This window comes from Polaribacter sp. PL03, from assembly GCF_033875165.1.
In the GTDB taxonomy this organism is placed as follows: Bacteria; Bacteroidota; Bacteroidia; order Flavobacteriales; family Flavobacteriaceae; genus Polaribacter.
This window is the reverse complement of the sequence record NZ_JAWZSV010000003.1, coordinates 1-19,019: the sequence shown is the minus strand read 5'-3', so window position 1 is coordinate 19,019 and position 19,019 is coordinate 1. Positions and strand designations below refer to the sequence as shown.

The following is a 19,019-nucleotide window of genomic DNA, read 5'->3' as shown; positions in this document are numbered from 1 at the left end:
TAAACTCTTATTTTTAGAATAAAGTGTAAATACCTTGTTATATTATTGAATAAATCTATTCAAAAAATTGTTTTAAATTTAAATAATTCAATTATAAACTAGCTGAATTATTTAAATTTAAAGCGATAAATAAGTATATTCTCACTGCATAACTCTAGTATCTATAGCATTATTAAGCCTAAGAGTACTAAATGCGTATTTTTTTTTACATTCTTTTCTTGTCCATTAAAATTAAACGATTACTTTTGTAATCCTTAAGAGTCTTAAATTATATTTATGCAATTAAGGACCCCCATTAACTTATAAAAAAAAACCATGAAAAAGACTTTTTTTCAGGTATTTGAGTTTGGGGAAATTCAATGCTTATTAAAAAACAACGCACAAAATTTAGCAATACTTTTAGTACTGTTATTTACTACAACCATTAGTACAATTGCTCAGCAAAATCCAAAACCAGACGAGAACGATAACATTTCTCTTTACAAAAAACTTACAGGAGCAAACTTAACCTACAAACAAATAGGTAATAGTGAAATTAAATACTCTAGAAGTTCTGGTGATAATTTTAACTGTTCGAAAAATAATGGAGCAGCAACTAGTGCTAATTTATCATTACCAGCAGATGCAGTAATACAAGCCGTATATGTGCAATGGTTTGCGCTAGTAGATCATGGAACAAGTACTAGTAATCCATTAAGGTTTTACGCTCCTTTATCTACAACAATTCCTATTAAATTTCCTGATGGATCTACCCAAGTTATAACCAAAAATAAAGGGTATGTTGAAACCGTTAGATTTGCTAATGAAGATTTAAAGTACGAAGGATATATAGCAGATATTACAGCAAACGTTTTGGCGCAGCCAAATCCTGCTGGAACTTACACAGCAGATGTAATTTTAACAAATGACTATGCCAATTTAAGAGAAGCATGTGCACTTACACAAGAAAATGCTAGAGCTTGGCAAATGCTTGTGGTTTACAAATCTCCAACAGATGAACCTGGTATTAATCAAATATATGTTTATGATGGTTTAAGAGGTTTTGTAAATCAATCTATAAACGTACCAGTTACAGGTTATAAAGTTTTTTCTGGAGACGTAGCAGGTAGTATTTCAATTGCTTCATTACAAGGAGATGCAGCTATATCTGGAGAAAGCATTAGACTTTCTGATAATTCATTTGGTAATTTCCCATCAGATTTCGCAAATTCAGGAGGGTATTCTAACCCAGCTCCAGGAACCGGAGGAGGAAATAACGGTGCTTATGGTGCTTGGGATATTGATGTTGTAAACAGTAACTTCACTCCGAATACAACCAATTTAAATTTAATTGCTGGTTCTACAGGCGATGTAGTATTACTAGATTTAATTGTATTAGAAATACCTACTGGAGCCTTAGTAGTAAGTAAAAAAACCAAGACAACTACCGTTAATATAGGAGATAATGGAACTTATGAGATAACTCTAAAAAACTCATCTAAAGTAGATTTAAAAGGAGTTACAACAGAAGACATTTTACCTATAGGTTTTACCTACGCATCTACTGCGAGTATAACTTTAAATAAAGCAACACAAACCTCTACAACAGCACCAACAATTGGAGATACCACTCTTAATTGGGGTACTTTCGATATTAAAGGTGAAGGAAGTGTAGTAATAACTTTTGATGTAAAAGTACCTTTAGATGAACCTACAGGTGTTTATCAAAACGGAGCAACAGCTAAAGTTTTATCACCTAACGATACAGTAATTACTAATTATTACTCTGGTGATTCTAATGATGATGATATAAATGTAGTTGATCCTTGCGACCCAATTTCATCTGGTAATATAGATACCGATAAGGATGGTATTAGCGACATTTGTGATTTAGATGACGATAATGATGGTATTTTAGATGTTGATGAAAATATATGTGGAAATACTGGTACACCATTACTTATAGAAGACTTTGGGGTAACATCTAGTGGTAGTGTAAGTCCTAGTACAAGTATCCCTTTATTCGGAGGAGCATCTACAGATTATACGTATTTACAATTAAAAAGTCCGCGTACGAACAGTTTACAAGACGATTTTTATGCTGTTTTTAATAACATTTCAGAATCTGCTAGTTGGGCTAATTCGAATTGGCAAAAAATTGGTGATCATACAAACGGTAGTTTAACACCCACAAAAGATAGAATGTTAATGATAAATGCAGGTAATACACTTGACATTATTTATCAAAAAACAATAACAGGTATTCAAGCGGGTGCATTACTAGATGTCTCTTTTTGGGTATTAAATTTAGATGTAGATAATGCAATCAATAATGTTCCGCAAAGAGTTTTACCAAATATACAGATAGAACTTTGGCAAAATGGAGCTTTATTAGGTTCTCCTGTAAATACCGGAAATATCGTTCGTGAAAAATCTGGTAGTAGTACTGCTTGGAAATACTACGGAACAGTTGCTCCTTTAACAACACTAAATAGTAGTAATATTACGGTAATTATTAGAAATAATGTTAAAGCAACATTTGGAAACGATATAGCTATTGATGATATTCTTGTAAGACAATTATGTAATACAGATTCTGATGGTGACGGAATTCCTAACAGCTTAGATTTAGATTCAGATAACGATGGGATACCAGATGTTATAGAAGCTGGTGGAATAGACAAAAATAATGATGGAATGGCAGATGGAATTGTAGGAAAAACACCTTCTACCAAAGGAATTCCTGCTACTGCAAATACAGGGAACACACCAACATCTTCAGATGCAGATAGTATTCCAGACTATTTAGACATCGATGCAGATAATGATGGGATTCCAGATAATATTGAAGCACAACCTTCTGGTTCATACAAGAAACCAAGTGGTATTGGTGTTAATATGTTAGATGCTAATAATAACGGACTAGATGATAATTATGAACTAAATGGTATTGGTTTTATTCCAGAAAACACAGATGGAGATTTAATTCCTGACTATTTAGATTCTGATTCTGATAATGATGGTATTAAGGATATTAATGAAAACGGAGATAAAGACAATGCCATAATAGATATAAATGCAGATAAAGATGGAGATGGTTTAAATGATGTTTTTGATGATAATCTTGATAATCCTAATATTGGATTTACTGTAAATGATGGATTAAGCCCTAATAACAAAGTTATAGATACCAATTCTCTAGAAGCATCTTTTGGTGATGAGGATAAAAATTTTAATCCTGGTTCTGGTGACTTAGATTATAGAGATTTTAGAGATGCAGATAAAGATGGCATCGCAGATTTTTATGATTTAGATGATGATAATGATGGGATACCTGATACCACAGAAAACAATGGCAACTTTGCAGATGGTGATGAAGATAATGACGGAATACCAAACTACAGAGATAATGTAGATAATGGCAGTGGAGACGGTAGCACAACAAACTACACAGATTCTAATAATGATAACATACCAGATGTATATGATAATGATGGAGATGGTATTGCCAATCATCTAGATTTAGACTCAGACAATGATGGTATTCCAGATATTGTAGAAGCAGGAGGAGAAGATACTGATGGAAACGGAAAAGTAGATGATATTAGAAAGGACGGTACTCTTAAAAATGACACCGATAATGATGGTTTAGACGACCGATACGATTCAAATAACGGAGGCCAGAATATTGCAAATCTAGATACAGATAATGATGGAATACCTAATAGCCAAGATTTAGATTCAGATAACGATGGTATTACAGATATTATAGAAGCAGGTGGCTTAGATGCAGATAGAAACGGAAAAGTAGATGGTGGTACCGATATAGATAATGATGGTTATAATGACCTTGTAGACGGAGATGTTGGGCAAGATGGTATTTCAGAAAATACAGCAAACGCTTTAATTATTACTGGTAAAGACACAAACAACAATGGGAAACCAAACTCTTACCCAAATAAAGATGCAGATAATGATGGTAAACTAAATTATCTAGACATCGATGCAGATAATGATGGGATTCCTGATAATATTGAAGCACAAACTTCTATTCTTTACATACCACCTAGTAACCCTTCTGGCGCAGTTACAGACATTAATAAAAATGGTGTAGATGATAATTATGAAGTTGGTGGTATTGGTTTTGTACCTGAAAACACAGACAATACAGATAAACCAGATTATTTAGATACTGATTCTGATAATGATGGTCTTCCTGATATTTACGAAAACGGAGATACAGATAATACCATATTAGACATTAATGCAGATGCAGATAATGATGGTTTAAACGATGTTTTCGATGATAATTTTAATCCTACAAACACAAGAATTACTGTAAATGACGGTTTAAATCCTAATAACGAAGTAATAAATACAACTACTTTAGAAAGTTCATTTGGTGATACTGATAGTGATTTTAACCCAGGTATTGGAGATCTAGACTATAGAGATGTCTTAGAAGATGCCAAAGTTATGATTACACAAGTATATCAATTTGGAAACGAAAAGTGGATTGAAATAACCAATGTAGGTGCAACAAATATTCCTGCTAATAATATCAATATTCAATTATATAAAAATAAAACAGGAGATCAAATAGGTGTAAATCCAGACGTATCTTATACCGTTAATACCATATTGATTTCTGGAAGATCTATTTTGTTTAAAAACTCAGCAAATACAATTACTAATACAAAAGGAAATGCTACAATTGTAACTAATTCTAAAATAGATTTGCTAACAAACCTAGATGATTCTGTAAATGATATAATTACACTTTCATCTGCTTCTGGTGTGTATTCTTGGGAACATAAATACGATGTGCTCTCAAACATTAAGAACAAAACTTCTTCTGTAAGAATAGATGAAACATTAACGCCTAATAAGACTTACACAGAAAATGAATGGGTAGTATTTGTAAATGATATTGATGCTCCTTCTAGTCCAGATTATTTAGATCCATATAGATTATTAGCAGATGGTTCGCCAGAAAGACATCCTCATGATCCTTTAATTTCTGAAGTAATTAATTCTAACGAAAATGCAAATACTATCTTAGGTTTGCACAGAATTAATATAACTACAAAAATTGGTACAGGTTGGTCCAATGGTTTTCCAGATAGATCTCGTTTTGTAGTAATAAATAATAACTACGACCATACTGGTACAAGATTAAGTGCTAGAAAACTAAAGGTAAATGCATCTAAAAAATTAGCAATCACAGATAATTACTTAGTGGTAACTAATAATATTGTACTAGATGGTGAAATTCGTTTAGTAGGTACATCACAATTAATACAAACACATACAAAAGCTAGTTTGGTAAGTGGTTCTGGTAAATTGTTTGTAGATCAAAACTCTACCGTACCAAGTTTGTATCGTTATAATTATATGAGCTCACCGGTAAATACTATTGGTAAAAAGACCTACTCATTAGAAAGTGTTTTAAAAGATGGTACAATACCTACTCATGCAACATCTAACATAGGTATAATTGCAAAAGACATTAATTTTGTTGCGGGTTATGATGGTAACGTTACTAATCCTATTTCAATAGCAGAGTATTGGGTAAATACATATTCACCTAATAGTAACGGAAGGTCTAATTGGTTACAAAAATATAAATCTGGCACAGTACAAAAAGGTGAAGGTTTTATTTTTAAAGGACCAGGAAAAGCTCAAAATTATACCTTCTTAGGAACACCTAATGATGGTGCTTTTAACACAAATTCTAATATAGGTGCTGGTGAATCTTACTTGGTTGGAAATCCTTTTCCTTCATCAATTAGTGTTAAGAAATTTATAGAAGACAATATAAACTCAACAAGTGCAACCTTATACTTTTGGCAACATGTAGGCGAAAGTCTAGCTGAAGGAACTGCTGGTCATAATTTTGCTGGTTATATTGGTGGTTATGCTACTAGAAATATTTCTATGGGTGTAACAGCAAATGATCCTAAATTTAACGCTCCTGTAAATTTCACCCTAGAGGCTGAAGATGCAAGCGAAAGAAATGGAATTCAATTGCCTTTGGGCGGAATTCTAAATTCTGTTATTTCTCTAAATAGTACTAATTATATTAAGTTTTCTAATATTTCTAGAGGTGTAGATTCTTTAAGAATAATATATAGCTCTCTATTAGATAGAAATCTAAAAATAAAAATTAATAATGTTGAAAGAGGTGTGTTTAACTTTCCTAAAACATTTGGAAGTTATACTGAGAAAAGAATTGCTCTATGTATAGAAGCAGGTAGTAATATTACTATAACTTCTAATAACACACTCTTGTCTCCTATTTTAATAGATAAAATAGTCTTAAAAGATGAAGATGGTAAAATTGCTTGTGCACCAAATACTGGTGGATCTGAATATGAAAATGATTATCTTAAACCTGAACCTTATATAGCAATTGGACAAGGATTTTTTATACAAGGAGACGCTACAAACGGAGGTCCAATAGTGTTTAACAACAGTCAAAGAGAATATAAAGTAGAAGGAACCGGTACTTCTGTATTTCTAAAAAGTGAAACTAATAAATATAAAAGAAAGTCTGAATTTGAATTACCTATTTTAAAACTAGGAATGAATTATTCAAATAACCAAAACAATAATTTACATCGTCAAATAGGAATCTCTTTTCACCAAGCAAACTCATTTGCCTTTGAAAAAGGATACGATTCTGAAATGTATGATATTAATGCAACAGACTTCTATTGGAAATTTCCTAACAATGATTTTAGTTATGTAATTGCTGGTGTACAAGGAATATCTAATAACCTAGAAGTACCTTTAGAAATAACAGTAGCAAACAATAGTGTTATTACCATAAATGTTGATGAAATTAAATACATACATCGAGATGTATTTATAAAAGACAAACTTACTGGTAAAACGCAAAAAATTAATAATGCTAGTGCTACTTATCAATTAGAAAAAGGTATTTACACAGATAGGTTTATATTAACCTTCTCTGCTTCAGATACTGCTCTTGGTTTAGAAGATAATACTCTGGCTGAATACACAAATATTTACACAGACAATAACAACCACAGAATTGTAATTTCTAAAAAACAAGGAATAAATATTAATAATGTAGAATTATTTGATATTCTTGGTAAGAATGTAAGTATTTGGAATATTAAAGAACAGAAAGACAATTATAGTTTAGATATTAAAAAACAGATAACTGCGGGTATTTACATTGTAAGGTTAAATACAAACAAAGGTAAAATTAATAAGAAGGTTATCATTGAATAATAAATTGAATAAAATAAATATTAAATAATAACTAATTAAAACATCTAAAAGAAAGCGGTTTTAAAAAATTTAAATCCGCATTCTTTTATTTATTAAATACAATAAACAAACATGCTTTTTATACAAATTGTACCACCACCTGCACCACCACCTCCGCCTCCTGGGCTTTCTATTGACAATGGAGTTTATGTACTATTAGCTATTGCTATATTATATGGAATATTTGTGATAAACACCTACTCTAAAAGGTTTCTTTAGCAATAACATAGATAATAGAAAAATGCAATCTTTATTATTTATTATGAAAAAGTAGTTAATGCTTTCAAAGTAAATTATTTGCTTTAAAAATAATTAAAGAAAAAGATTATTAGCAAAATTCCTCTATTTCATTAATATTTAAGTTTTTCTACTAAATTTTAGATACAAAAAAAATTATTTAAAAACTATCCAGCTTATAATAGATAGCTTAAGTTCTGCAAAAAATATTATAAAGCTAGTAACGCTCTATTTTATTCTTTCTAATAAAGAAGGGAAAATGAGTAATCATTTTTGAAATTATGATTACAAAATAATTTACGAAAAACTATTTAAATCAAAAAAAAGTCGAATTAAGTAATAAATAAAAAACCGCCTAAAAGACGGTTTTTATATTTATAAAATAAGTTAGAAAACTTATTAAAAATCACATTCTTTACCTAAATCCTCAAATTTAGCTAACTCTTCTATTAATCCGTTATTTACTTTTCCAAAAACTTCATAAGCAATTTTACCAAGAGGTAAATGTACTGGAGCCTCTTCTAATTGTGCTAATTTGTAAATAGCTTTTGCAGCTTTTGCAGGATCTCCTGGTTGGTTACCACTTAAACTTTGTAAAGCTTTAAAACGCTCTCCTACTGTACTTTCGTAATCTGCAATTTCGGTATTATCATAAGCTGCAGAACTTCCTGCCCATTCTGTTCTAAATGGTCCTGGCTCTACGTTAGTTACTTTTATATTTAAAGGTTTTAATTCTGCTGCTAAAGCTTCTCCAATACCTTCTAAAGCAAATTTAGAACCATTGTAAATACCTAAACCTTGAGAACCTATACGACCAGCAATAGACGTTATATTTATAATATGACCAGAACGCTGCTTACGCATTTGTGGCAACACTTCTCTAATAGTAGTTAAAACACCAAAAACATTTACTTCAAATTGTCTTCTAACTTCTTCATCAGAAATTTCTTCTATACTTCCCATAATACTATAACCAGCATTATTAACAACTACATCAATCTTTCCGAATTTATCAAAAATAGTTTTAACACCATCTACAATCATTTGTGTAGAAGCAACATCTACAAGTACACCAAAAGAATTACCTGGGTTTTCATTATTAAATGCTTCTACTTGAGCTTGTTTTCTAAAAGTTCCTACCACAATTTGCCCTTGTGACAACACTTCTTTAGCCAACTGTTTACCTAAACCTGATGATACACCAGTAATAAACCATACTTTTTTTTCTGTACTCATTTTTATTTTGTTAAAATCCTGTTTGGACTGAAATATTATTTTCTGCAAAATTACTGAAAATTTATTGTTTTTTAAGAAATTTTATCCTCCTAGGATATTAAATTTAGTTTAAATAATTCTTTTAATATACTTTGTTCTCTTTAACCTCTAAAACGGACTTAATAAACTAATTACTTATTGATTACAGTTTTAAAAAAAACGATAATTCTTCACAAAAAATGTTTTAGTTTTATAAATAAGAAAGGTAATCTTCTTGTTTTGTCTTTAAATTTATAATTTAAAAACACTTGTACTTTCTACGTCGTAGAATTATAAGATTCTCTTTTTCTTTAATCTTTATTAATAGAACATTAAAAATCTCTATAACTATTTTAAGTTTAAGAGTTTTTTCTATAAATAAGACAAAATGATAATTCTTATTCATTATTTGATAATGAACACAAATAAATTGTATAATTAACTACAGAAACAAGTTGGTAATTATTAAGTATACTTCTAAATTTTAATCTGAGGTTTGCTTTTTTTTTACTTAAAAAAGAACTCAAAAGAAAAAATACAGTTAACTAATTATACATAAGCTTCTGAATATCAATAAAAAAGTTAATTTTACAAGAAGCTATGAAAAAAATAATTTTAAGTCCTGTAATACATCACAATAAAAAAGTTTTATCTATTCAATTTAAATACGATAATGATGTAAAAAACCATTTACTAAAACTAGAAAGCATCTATTGGAGCAAAACTTTAAGAAGCTTTTATACGAAGTTATCTTTAGAAAGTATAAAAACTATTTTTAATCATTTAAAAATAAAAGGTTGTTCTATAGATTTTTCACAATTAGAAAAATACATTGAAGAAAATAAGAGTAAAGCAATTCAAAATTCTCATTTAGTTAAGCAAATTCCTGATAATTATAAATCTGATTTACTAAAATTTAGAAAATGGCTGTCTCAAAAAAGATTTAGCGAGAATACTATAAATACTTATGTAGATGTAACCACAACTTATATAAAATATGCTCTTTTAAAAAAAGCAGATATTTATTCTACTAAATTAGTAGAAGCTTTTAGTTATGATTATATTTTTATACCTAATAAATCTGTTTCTTATCAGAATCAATTTATAAGTGGTGTAAAAAAATATTTTGAATATAATGGTTTTGCTCATAATGAAATTCAATTAGAAAGACCTCGTAAAGAAAAAAAACTACCTGTAGTACTAAGTGCAAATGAGGTGAAATCTATTTTTAATTCTATTACAAATCTTAAACATAAAGCATTGTTAAGCTTATTATATTCTGCTGGTTTAAGAATTGGTGAAGCTATTAATTTAGAAATTTCTGATATAGATAGCCAAAGAATGCTAATTCACATAAAGCAAGCAAAAGGAAAAAAGGATCGATACACACTTTTATCGCCAGCATTTGTAAAAATACTAAGAATGTATTACGTTGCTTACAAGCCACAAAAATATCTTTTTGAAGGACAAAAAGGAGGTAAATATAGTAATACAAGTGCTCAAAAAGTATTAAAAAATGCTTTAGACAAAACCAAAATACAGAAGAAAGTAACATTGCATTCATTAAGGCATAGCTTTGCTACTCATTTATTAGAAAAAGGAACAGATATAAGATATATACAAGAACTTTTAGGCCATAGTAGCCCAAAAACAACTATGATTTATACTCATGTTACAGAGACTAGTTTAAAAAAAATTAAAAACCCGTTTGATGATTTATTCTAATACTTTATATTTATAAAATGTTGTTTAAGATATTAAGAAACATAAGCAACTACACACTAAATATAGTTTTAAAAGAATAATAACTGTTTAATTTAAGTTGTAAATAACTTAAAACGAAAATCTGACTAACCAAAAATAATCGAGTGAAAATGTAACATTTTATTATTATTTTCTTCAAATAGTAAAGCGGACGATATGAATATAAAAACGGACTTCAACAAATATTATTTTGAAATTAATGAAAACGGAAAACTTATTTCTAAACTGACTTCTGAATCAAACTCTATTGGTAAAACAAATTATTTAGGAAATTCTATTGAGTTTAAAACAAAAGAAAGATGGTGGGAAAAATATCAATATTCTATAATAAAAAACTCAAAAATTATTGGTTCTATCAATTTTAATTGGCTTCTCGATAGTATAATTACAATTGATGAAAAAGGGCTTGAAAAAAAGTACATATTAAAGACAGATAGCTTTAAACAAGAATTCAACTTATATGACGATAATAAAATTCATTTATTAAAGTACAAGAAGATTAGTGGCGATTTTTCAGTTTTTGAAATAAACTGTGAAATCATAAAAAAGCCTGAAGAGATGATTGATTTAAATGAATTAGTTATTTACACATACTTTCCAGCATTTCAAATTATGCACGGAACATTGATTAACCAAATGAATGGCGGAGGATAAAACTATACCTAACAACTTATCTAATTAATTGCTTGGTTCTAAACTATTGGAAATTAAAGTTAGATAGATTGATGAACAATCCAATGAATGAAGAGAAAATCTATTTTTTTTGTAACGCAACTGTATCATTTGTCGTCTTCTTGATAAATAACGTTTAGAAACAATGAAAAAACCAATTTATTTAAAGTATCTATTAGTAACAATTACAGTATTATCTATTAATTTTCAATCAATTAGCTATTCACAAGATTTAATTAAAATTGATAGTTTATTGCAGGCAAAATATCCAGACAATGGACCAGGAGCAGCATACTTAATTTCTAAAAATGGAAATGTTATTTATAAAAAAGCATTTGGTCTTGCAAATCTAGAGTTGAATGTTCAAATGAAAATAGACAATGTTTTTAAAATAGGTTCTATAACAAAACAGTTTACTGCAATATCCATTTTAATACTTGAGGAAAAAGGTAAACTGAATTTGAACGACGAAATAACCAAGTATATTCCTAATTACCCTACAAATGGAAATAAAATAACAATACATCATTTGTTGAATCATACTTCTGGAATTAAAGATTATACTAAAGTAAAAGGTCTAAATGCAATTTCGCAAAAAGATTTGAGTCCTACAGAGTTAATTGATTTTTCTAAAAACGAACCTATAGATTTTATTCCCGGAGAAAAATTTAAGTATAATAATTCTGGTTACGTAATATTAGGCCATATCATTGAAAAAATAACTGGACAGACTTATGGTGAATTTGTTGAGGAACAAATTTTTAAAAAACTAGAAATGAAAGCCTCACAATATGCAAGCCAGAGAAAAATAATTAAAAATAGAGCTTCGGGCTACCAAATGAGTAATATTTATACTAATAGAATGAATTTTAGTCTTACGTTATCATATTCTGCCGGTTCATTGATGTCTACTGTAGATGACTTGTTAAAGTGGCAAGAAGCAATAAAAAACAACCTTTTAATTAGCAAAAAAACAACCGAGAAAGCATTTAAAAACTATACATTAAATAATGGAGAGCATACTAATTATGGTTATGGATGGCATATTAAAAGCATAAACAACAATAAGACTTTTGAACACGGAGGTGCAATTTTTGGCTTTAAGTCTATGGGCGTTTATTTCCCTAATTTAGATATTTATGTAATTGCATTATCAAACTGCCTTTGTAATTCGCCAACAAAAATTACACGAGAAATATCGGAATTGGCGGCTAAATAGTAAATAGAAAAAAGTGTATCACTATGGTTACCATTAATACGACACTCAATCAACAGAAATGAGAAAATTAAACTTTATTTTAATTATTTTAATTCCATTATTAAGTTTCGGACAGACCGAAAAAGAAACATACAAAAAAGTTTCAGCTAAATTTGAGGAATATTATAACGCTAATGAGTACCAAAAAATCTTTGACCTATTTTCAACCAAAATGAAATCTTTTTTACCAATTGAAAAGACAACTAACTTTGTTAATGAACTTAAAAATAAAGCTGGGAAAATTAAAAAAAGAGAATTCAAAAAATATGAAAAAGGAACTTATGCTTCTTATAAAACAAATTTTGAACGTGCCTTATTTTCTATAAAAATATCACTAGACAAAAATGAAAAAATAAACGGTTTGTTTATTAAACCTTATAGAGAAAGTAATTTACCTAAACTTAAAAGAAACACAACTAAAATGATTTTACCATTCAAAGGAGAATGGACAGTATTTTGGGGTGGAGACACAAAAGAACTTAATTATCACATAGAAAATGAAGCTCAAAAAAATGCTTTTGATATTCTAATTACTAATAACAAAGGGAAGTCTTATAAAACTGATGGGAAAATAAACGAAGATTATTACGCCTTTGGAAAAGAATTAATTGCGCCTTGTAATGCAGAAGTTGTTCTATCTGTAGACGGAATTAAAGACAATATTCCCGGAGAATCAAATCCAATTTATATTCCAGGAAATACAGTTATTTTAAAAACAGAAAATAATGAGTTTTTATTCTTTGCCCATTTCAAACAAAATTCTATTATTGTTAAGCAAGGTCAGAAAGTAAAACAAGGAGAATTATTAGGACTTTGTGGAAATTCAGGGAATTCTTCAGAAGCTCATTTACATTTTCATATTCAAAATATAGAAAATACGAATAAAGCAATTGGAGCAAAAAGTTATTTTTCTGAAATATTAGTGAATGGAGAATTGAAAAAAGAATATTCGCCAATAAAAGGAGAAAAAGTGAAAAACAAATAAAAACACAAACAACACCATTAACAAACAAAGAGCATAACATTCTCTAACTCCTGGGGAATTCTTAAATAATTTTTAATGTTCGATTTGATTATTTATTTTAATAAAATAAATAATCAAATCAATCCAAAATCTTTAGCAATAGCTACTAAATGTGCTGGGTTATTCGCATTAAAATGCTCTCTTAAAAACTTTAATCTTTTTTCTATAGCACTTATGCTCGAAGGTGAAATTCCTTTTTCTCTTAATTCTTTACTAATTGCCTCTTGTAATAGTCCTTTAGATAGCGATTCTATTAGAAAAACATCGAAATCTGTAATTTCAATTGCTTTTTTAGGGTGAATTGCGCTATTTAATTCTGGTGAAATATAAAATTGATTCGTATTAAAAGCATTAAAAATTGCCTTTTTTAATTCTTTTAAACCATTTCTATTCTTCCAAATATAAGCTTGTATATTAAAATTTTTATACAAATTCTGAATTCTATAAGGCTTATCTTCAACCGAAAATACGATGATTTTTAAATCTAGAAACTCGGTTCGTATTTTTTCTATCAATTCATCTCCAGACTTTAGTACTTGTGGTGTTCCATCATTTTCAAAAGACAAATCAGAAATTATTAAATGATAAGGTTTACCCTTTAGAGAAGCACTTTTTATTTTTAAAAAAGCTTCATCACAATAAGAAATGTAATCTACTTCTTTTATATTAAGCTCATCTAAAGCAATTTTAATTCCGCTATTAATAACATCAAAATCTTCTACAACTAAAATTTTTTCAAACATTGTTAATTTTTAAAATGGATACTTACCTTTAAACCTTTGTTGGGCTTATTTTCAAAATTAATTGTTCCATTTATAGTTTTTATACGGGTTTCCATATTTTTGAGTCCATTTTTTAAAACTATTATATTTTCTTTAAACCCAACACCATTATCAGTGTAAATCATTTCTAAACGGTTATTAGTTTTTTTACAAGAAAGCACTACTAAATTAGCCTCACTATGCTTTCTCATATTTACAAACAACTCATTAAAAACTCTATAAATTACAACTTGCTTTTCAGTGTCTAATTTATTTAAATCTAAAGATGATACGCCTTTTAAAATAATTTTACAATAATCAGAATTATAACTAGAAATCAATCCTCTAAAATAATTTTCAAAATCTACGCCTGTTTCAATAGAATCGTTTTCATGTGAAATTTTTCTGGTTTGTAAATAAACTTTATCTAAGTCGCTTATAATTTCTTCTTCAGAAAATTTAGGATTCTGAACTTTGGTAATTACATTATAAATTCCGTTTCCTAATTCATCATGCAACCTTCTTGCTATTCTTGTTTCAGTATTATAACTCTCTTGTAAAATTCGTCTTTTATGTTGGTGCTTTCTCCTGTAGATTAAAAACACCAAACCAGAAGTTATTAAAAGACCAATAATAAAAATATTTTTCTTCTTACTCTTTTCCTGTTCGATAGTTAACTTGTTTTCAGCTGCCAGAGTTTTAAATTTTAATTTCTGCTTTTCTTCTTCTTCGTAATTGTATTTAATTTTGGCAAACTTGTATTGTCGTTTCGTCTCTGCTTCTTTTAAGCTATCTCTTAAGTGAATGCTCTCTTTATAATATTTAATAGCCTTTTGGGGAGCTGTAATTTTTACAATTTTATCTATGGCTTCTAATACATCTTGTGTACTTTTTACTTTTTTAGAAACCTTATACATTTTAAGAGCAAAATCTAAAGATATATCTCTGTTTTTTTTATTGTAATATTCTGATAAATGCTTGTAACTTGCTATTAAACCATCGCTGTCTTTTTGTTGCTCTCTTAAAGATTTAGACCATAACAATTCTTTTAAAAATTTTTTAGTTGGGTCTTGCAACCATTTTACATAAGCTAAATTATCTATGATTCTTATTTTTGTTTTTTCACTACTAACTATATCTTTTAATAGGTTTTCAAAAATTAAAATTGATTTTGAATAATTCTTGAACTCTTTATGAGCGATAGCTATATTGTTCTTATACTTAATTATTGAACTTTTACTTGTAGAAATTTTAAGGGCAGCATTATAATATGCAATAGCTTCTGTATTTAAATAACGTTTCTTAGCATTAATGGCTAAGCAATTGAAAATGGATGCAATTATGTTAGGCTCTTTATTATTAAAAAATTTTAAAGATTCTACGGCTAAGGAATCACTTATGGAATAGCTACCAAAATCAGATTCAATTATTGCTAAATTGGTTAAACTCTTACCTAGATAAATACTATCTTTTAATTTAAAAAATTCCTTTTTAGATTTAATATAGAAAAAATAAGCACTATCCTTTAAGTTTTTTTGGTTGTAATAAACACCTAGTTTAAAAAAAGCTTTCCCTTTTAAATTTGCATTTATTTCTACCTTAGATAGTTTCAACATTTTTTTTGTATAAAATATTGCACTATCTACTTTATTCAACTTACTATACAGATAACTAATGTTATTATATATTAAATATGTATCATGTGAATTTAACGTAGTTTCGGCAGCTAACTTTTTAGAGAGTATAAGTCTTTTACTTTTTTTTGATTTTTGATAATCTTCACTCTTAAAAAAGGTATTTACTTTAGAGTTTTGGGTTAAATTATCTTCTAGAATTTCAACCTGTTTATTACAGTATACAAAAGACAATAACATAAAGGACAGGAACGCAACTTTTACTTGTTTCATTCCTCTAATGTACTATAATTATGCATTTTTTTTAATTATAAGCAACACTTTCCTTTTCCTAAATACACAATTCACTCATTATCAACTTAAGTAAAAAAATATAATTAATATAAAGGGAGATTTTAAGTTTTTTAGTTTAATTGTACCTTCTTAATAAAATGGTATACCTAATTGTATGCCTATTTTTAAGAAAATACTAAAATGAAGAATTTGACAGCTTTTTAAAAATTGAAGTATAGCTAAATTTAGCGCATAAAAAAACCTAACTCAATTAAGAATTAGGTTATTAGTAGCGGGAACTGGACTCGAACCAGTGACCTTCGGGTTATGAGTTTGACAAAAACGGCTCAAAACCCCTTATTTTACTATGTTTTCAAAAAAATCGTGTACGATATCGTGTACTCTAATTTATATTAATTTTCGGTAAATTTAAAGATTAAATTTAGGTAATAAAAATGGGTTAAATTTAATTTTCTCAATTAATTTGAAAAATCTTTATTTTTTAAAAAATATATTTCTTAAAGATAAAAGAACTATTTTAACAGAGACTATGAAAAACATTATTTTAAAACCTATTAAACATCGTAATAAAAATGTAGTTGCTATACAGTTTGGTTATGATGATGAAATTAAAGATCACCTAAAAAAATTAGATAAAATTTTATGGAGTCAAACTATTAAATATTTCTACATTGATTTATCCCTTCAAAATATTAGAACTGTTTATGACCATTTAAAACTTAAAAATTGGACTGTTGACTTTTCACTTTTGAATGAAGCTATAAAAAACTTAAAAATAGAAAGAAAGCGAACCTCACTTATTATAAATCAATTGCCAGAAAATTACGAATTAGAATTAAAAAAATTCAAAAGATGGCTATTTCAAAAGAGGCTAAGCGAAAATACAGTTAATACTTATATAGAGGTAACTACTGTTTTTATAAAATATGCTTTAAGAAAAGAATTAGATATTTATAATACTAAAACGGTAGAGACCTTTAATTATAGTTATATTTTTAAACCCAATAAATCAATTTCATATCAGAATCAATTTATTAGTGGTATCAAAAAATTTTTTGAGTATAAAGGTTTTGCTAATGGGGAAATTCATCTTGAAAGACCAAAAAAAGAAAGGAAACTTCCTGTTGTTTTAAGCACCTATGAAATTAAGTCTATATTAAATTCAATTACGAATCTAAAACATAAAACTTTATTGAGTTTATTATATTCTGCTGGTTTAAGGATTGGTGAAGCAATTAATTTACAAATTACAGATATCGATAGTAAGCGAATGTTGATTCATATAAAACAAGCAAAAGGAAAAAAAGATAGATACACCCTTCTTTCTCCAGCCTTCGTTACAATATTAAGATTGTACTACAAGGCATATAAGCCAACTAAATATTTATTTGAAGGTCAAAAAAAAGAAAAATATAGTAATGCAAGTGCACAAAGAGTATTAAAAATAGCAGTTCAAAAAGCAGGTATTAAAAAAAATATAACCTTACATTCTCTAAGGCATAGTTTTGCAACACATTTATTAGAAAAAGGGACAGATATAAGGTATATACAAGAACTTTTAGGACATAGCAGTCCAAAAACCACTATGATCTACACACACGTTACGGAAACGAGTTTAAAAAATATTAAAAATCCATTTGATGATTTATTTTAAAACCATATTTTTATAAAAATTAAATAAGATATACAAACATAAAAACTCAGCATATCATTCCAAAAAAGAACTTTAAGCTGATAAAAGATTTGTATATAAACAAGTTAGCTATTATTTACGAATGAATACAGAGGACTATAAAGATTTAGATATATTGATTAATTTTTATTCCGAAATACATAAAAGTATTGAAGGAAAACATTTAAATGGTCCAAATGGAATAGAATATAGCGAATCAATTGCAAGAAAAACATTTTTACATATTTGTTCGGCTTATTCATTAACTCAAGGAACTAATATTCAATTAAAAAACAATTCTGAGATTAAAATAGTTGATTCTTCTTCTGTAGCAATTTTAGTTAGAGCTTCAATTGAATCTTACCTCACTTTTAACCATATTTTTATTTCATCAACAACAGAAAGTGAGAGTAAATATCGTTTTGATTGTTGGGATTTAGCTGGTTTCATCGAAAGACAAGATTTTCAAGCAACTGAAGAAAGGAGTATTTTAAGAAAAAAAGAAGAGGCTAAAATAATTGAAGAAAAATTAATATTAATCAGAAAAAGTCCACACTTTATTGAAACCCCTCCGAAACAAAAAAAACAAATTGAAAAAGGAAATTGGAAAATAAATTTTAAATGGAATAGACTCGCTGTGAATGCAGGATTTGAAGAGAATTACTTTAAAGACTTTTATTCATATTTATGTAGTTATGCTCACACAGGAAGATTAAGCTCTTTACAAACAATGCAAGCTACTGAATACAAACAACAGAAAGATAACGCTGAAAATTTTTTAATACATTCTTTAATAATTTTAGCAAAGTATATTTATGATTATGTTCACTTAATTCCTGAATTAAAACAAACTTTCGAAAAAAATATTTTAGGAAAAAATACTGTTTTAAAATGGAAAGAAATTGGAGAACAATTAAAAAAACAATAGCTAACACCGTATAAACTTTATTGCTGGTTATAGCTCACTTGGGAAATTCCTCCGGAATTTCGCCGTTCGTGTTTTATTTACTAAATTCACTGCTTAAACAACGCAACAAAGCTTATACAACAACGTTGGCAACTATTAATCACTCAAATTCTGAAAACTGAAAAAAGAATATTCATTTTACTTTCGTTTCATTAAAAATAAAACATAACCTGAAAAAATGACAAAGAAAAAGACTCGTTAAAT

Annotated in this window: 11 protein-coding genes; 8 read left to right on the top strand and 3 right to left on the bottom strand. The window is 28.1% G+C overall.

The genetic code is table 11. The features are described 5' to 3' along the window. Nucleotides 1-315: 315 nt before the first annotated feature. Both SHK09_RS06225 and SHK09_RS06220 read left to right on the top strand, forming a co-directional pair. The gene (locus SHK09_RS06225; protein WP_319809920.1) at nucleotides 316-7,239 is read left to right on the top strand and encodes a T9SS type A sorting domain-containing protein; all 6,924 of its coding nucleotides are present in this window, start codon (nucleotides 316-318) and stop codon (nucleotides 7,237-7,239) included. A gap of 111 nt (nucleotides 7,240-7,350) precedes the next feature. Next, nucleotides 7,351-7,497, top strand: a complete 147-nt coding sequence (locus tag SHK09_RS06220; protein ID WP_319809919.1) for a hypothetical protein — start codon at nucleotides 7,351-7,353, stop codon at nucleotides 7,495-7,497. Between the two features lie 417 nt (nucleotides 7,498-7,914). Here the strand turns inward: SHK09_RS06220 and SHK09_RS06215 are convergent, their stop codons facing one another. Then, a complete protein-coding gene (locus SHK09_RS06215) occupies nucleotides 7,915-8,751 on the bottom strand; it encodes an oxidoreductase (RefSeq protein WP_319809918.1) in 837 nt (278 codons plus the stop codon). A gap of 618 nt (nucleotides 8,752-9,369) precedes the next feature. Here SHK09_RS06215 and SHK09_RS06210 point away from each other — a divergent pair. The 4 genes from SHK09_RS06210 to SHK09_RS06195 all read left to right on the top strand — a co-directional run bounded on the left by SHK09_RS06210 (nucleotide 9,370) and on the right by SHK09_RS06195 (nucleotide 13,448). Beyond that, nucleotides 9,370-10,494: a tyrosine-type recombinase/integrase gene (locus SHK09_RS06210; protein ID WP_319809917.1), complete on the top strand. Its 1,125-nt coding sequence runs from the start codon at nucleotides 9,370-9,372 to the stop codon at nucleotides 10,492-10,494. 195 nt (nucleotides 10,495-10,689) lie between these two features. Beyond that, the gene (locus tag SHK09_RS06205) at nucleotides 10,690-11,187 is read left to right on the top strand and encodes a hypothetical protein (RefSeq protein WP_319809916.1); all 498 of its coding nucleotides are present in this window, start codon (nucleotides 10,690-10,692) and stop codon (nucleotides 11,185-11,187) included. A 163-nt stretch (nucleotides 11,188-11,350) separates the two neighbouring features. Continuing rightward, nucleotides 11,351-12,424 (top strand): serine hydrolase domain-containing protein, encoded by a 1,074-nt coding sequence (locus SHK09_RS06200; protein ID WP_319809915.1) that lies wholly within the window; start codon nucleotides 11,351-11,353, stop codon nucleotides 12,422-12,424. Between the two features lie 58 nt (nucleotides 12,425-12,482). Beyond that, nucleotides 12,483-13,448: a DUF3887 domain-containing protein gene (locus SHK09_RS06195; protein ID WP_319809914.1), complete on the top strand. Its 966-nt coding sequence runs from the start codon at nucleotides 12,483-12,485 to the stop codon at nucleotides 13,446-13,448. 113 nt (nucleotides 13,449-13,561) lie between these two features. Here SHK09_RS06195 and SHK09_RS06190 read toward each other — a convergent pair whose 3' ends face one another. Continuing rightward, on the bottom strand, nucleotides 13,562-14,230 hold the full coding sequence (locus SHK09_RS06190) for a response regulator (protein WP_319809913.1): 669 nt from the start codon (nucleotides 14,228-14,230) through the stop codon (nucleotides 13,562-13,564). Between the two features lie 2 nt (nucleotides 14,231-14,232). Continuing rightward, nucleotides 14,233-16,155 (bottom strand): hypothetical protein, encoded by a 1,923-nt coding sequence (locus tag SHK09_RS06185; protein WP_319809912.1) that lies wholly within the window; start codon nucleotides 16,153-16,155, stop codon nucleotides 14,233-14,235. 550 nt (nucleotides 16,156-16,705) lie between these two features. Here SHK09_RS06185 and SHK09_RS06180 point away from each other — a divergent pair. Both SHK09_RS06180 and SHK09_RS06175 read left to right on the top strand, forming a co-directional pair. Beyond that, nucleotides 16,706-17,830, top strand: a complete 1,125-nt coding sequence (locus SHK09_RS06180; RefSeq protein WP_319809911.1) for a tyrosine-type recombinase/integrase — start codon at nucleotides 16,706-16,708, stop codon at nucleotides 17,828-17,830. A gap of 121 nt (nucleotides 17,831-17,951) precedes the next feature. Next, nucleotides 17,952-18,776: a DUF5677 domain-containing protein gene (locus SHK09_RS06175; protein ID WP_319809910.1), complete on the top strand. Its 825-nt coding sequence runs from the start codon at nucleotides 17,952-17,954 to the stop codon at nucleotides 18,774-18,776. Nucleotides 18,777-19,019 lie beyond the last annotated feature (243 nt).

What these genes read in the sequence shown, in the direction of transcription:
- SHK09_RS06225 (WP_319809920.1), top strand. Translation starts at nt 316, where the DNA reads ATGAAAAAGACTTTTTTTCAGGTATTTGAGTTTGGGGAAATTCAATGC.
- SHK09_RS06220 (WP_319809919.1), top strand. Translation starts at nt 7,351, where the DNA reads ATGCTTTTTATACAAATTGTACCACCACCTGCACCACCACCTCCGCCT.
- SHK09_RS06215 (WP_319809918.1), bottom strand. Translation starts at nt 8,751, where the DNA reads ATGAGTACAGAAAAAAAAGTATGGTTTATTACTGGTGTATCATCAGGT.
- SHK09_RS06210 (WP_319809917.1), top strand. Translation starts at nt 9,370, where the DNA reads ATGAAAAAAATAATTTTAAGTCCTGTAATACATCACAATAAAAAAGTT.
- SHK09_RS06205 (WP_319809916.1), top strand. Translation starts at nt 10,690, where the DNA reads ATGAATATAAAAACGGACTTCAACAAATATTATTTTGAAATTAATGAA.
- SHK09_RS06200 (WP_319809915.1), top strand. Translation starts at nt 11,351, where the DNA reads ATGAAAAAACCAATTTATTTAAAGTATCTATTAGTAACAATTACAGTA.
- SHK09_RS06195 (WP_319809914.1), top strand. Translation starts at nt 12,483, where the DNA reads ATGAGAAAATTAAACTTTATTTTAATTATTTTAATTCCATTATTAAGT.
- SHK09_RS06190 (WP_319809913.1), bottom strand. Translation starts at nt 14,230, where the DNA reads ATGTTTGAAAAAATTTTAGTTGTAGAAGATTTTGATGTTATTAATAGC.
- SHK09_RS06185 (WP_319809912.1), bottom strand. Translation starts at nt 16,155, where the DNA reads ATGAAACAAGTAAAAGTTGCGTTCCTGTCCTTTATGTTATTGTCTTTT.
- SHK09_RS06180 (WP_319809911.1), top strand. Translation starts at nt 16,706, where the DNA reads ATGAAAAACATTATTTTAAAACCTATTAAACATCGTAATAAAAATGTA.
- SHK09_RS06175 (WP_319809910.1), top strand. Translation starts at nt 17,952, where the DNA reads ATGAATACAGAGGACTATAAAGATTTAGATATATTGATTAATTTTTAT.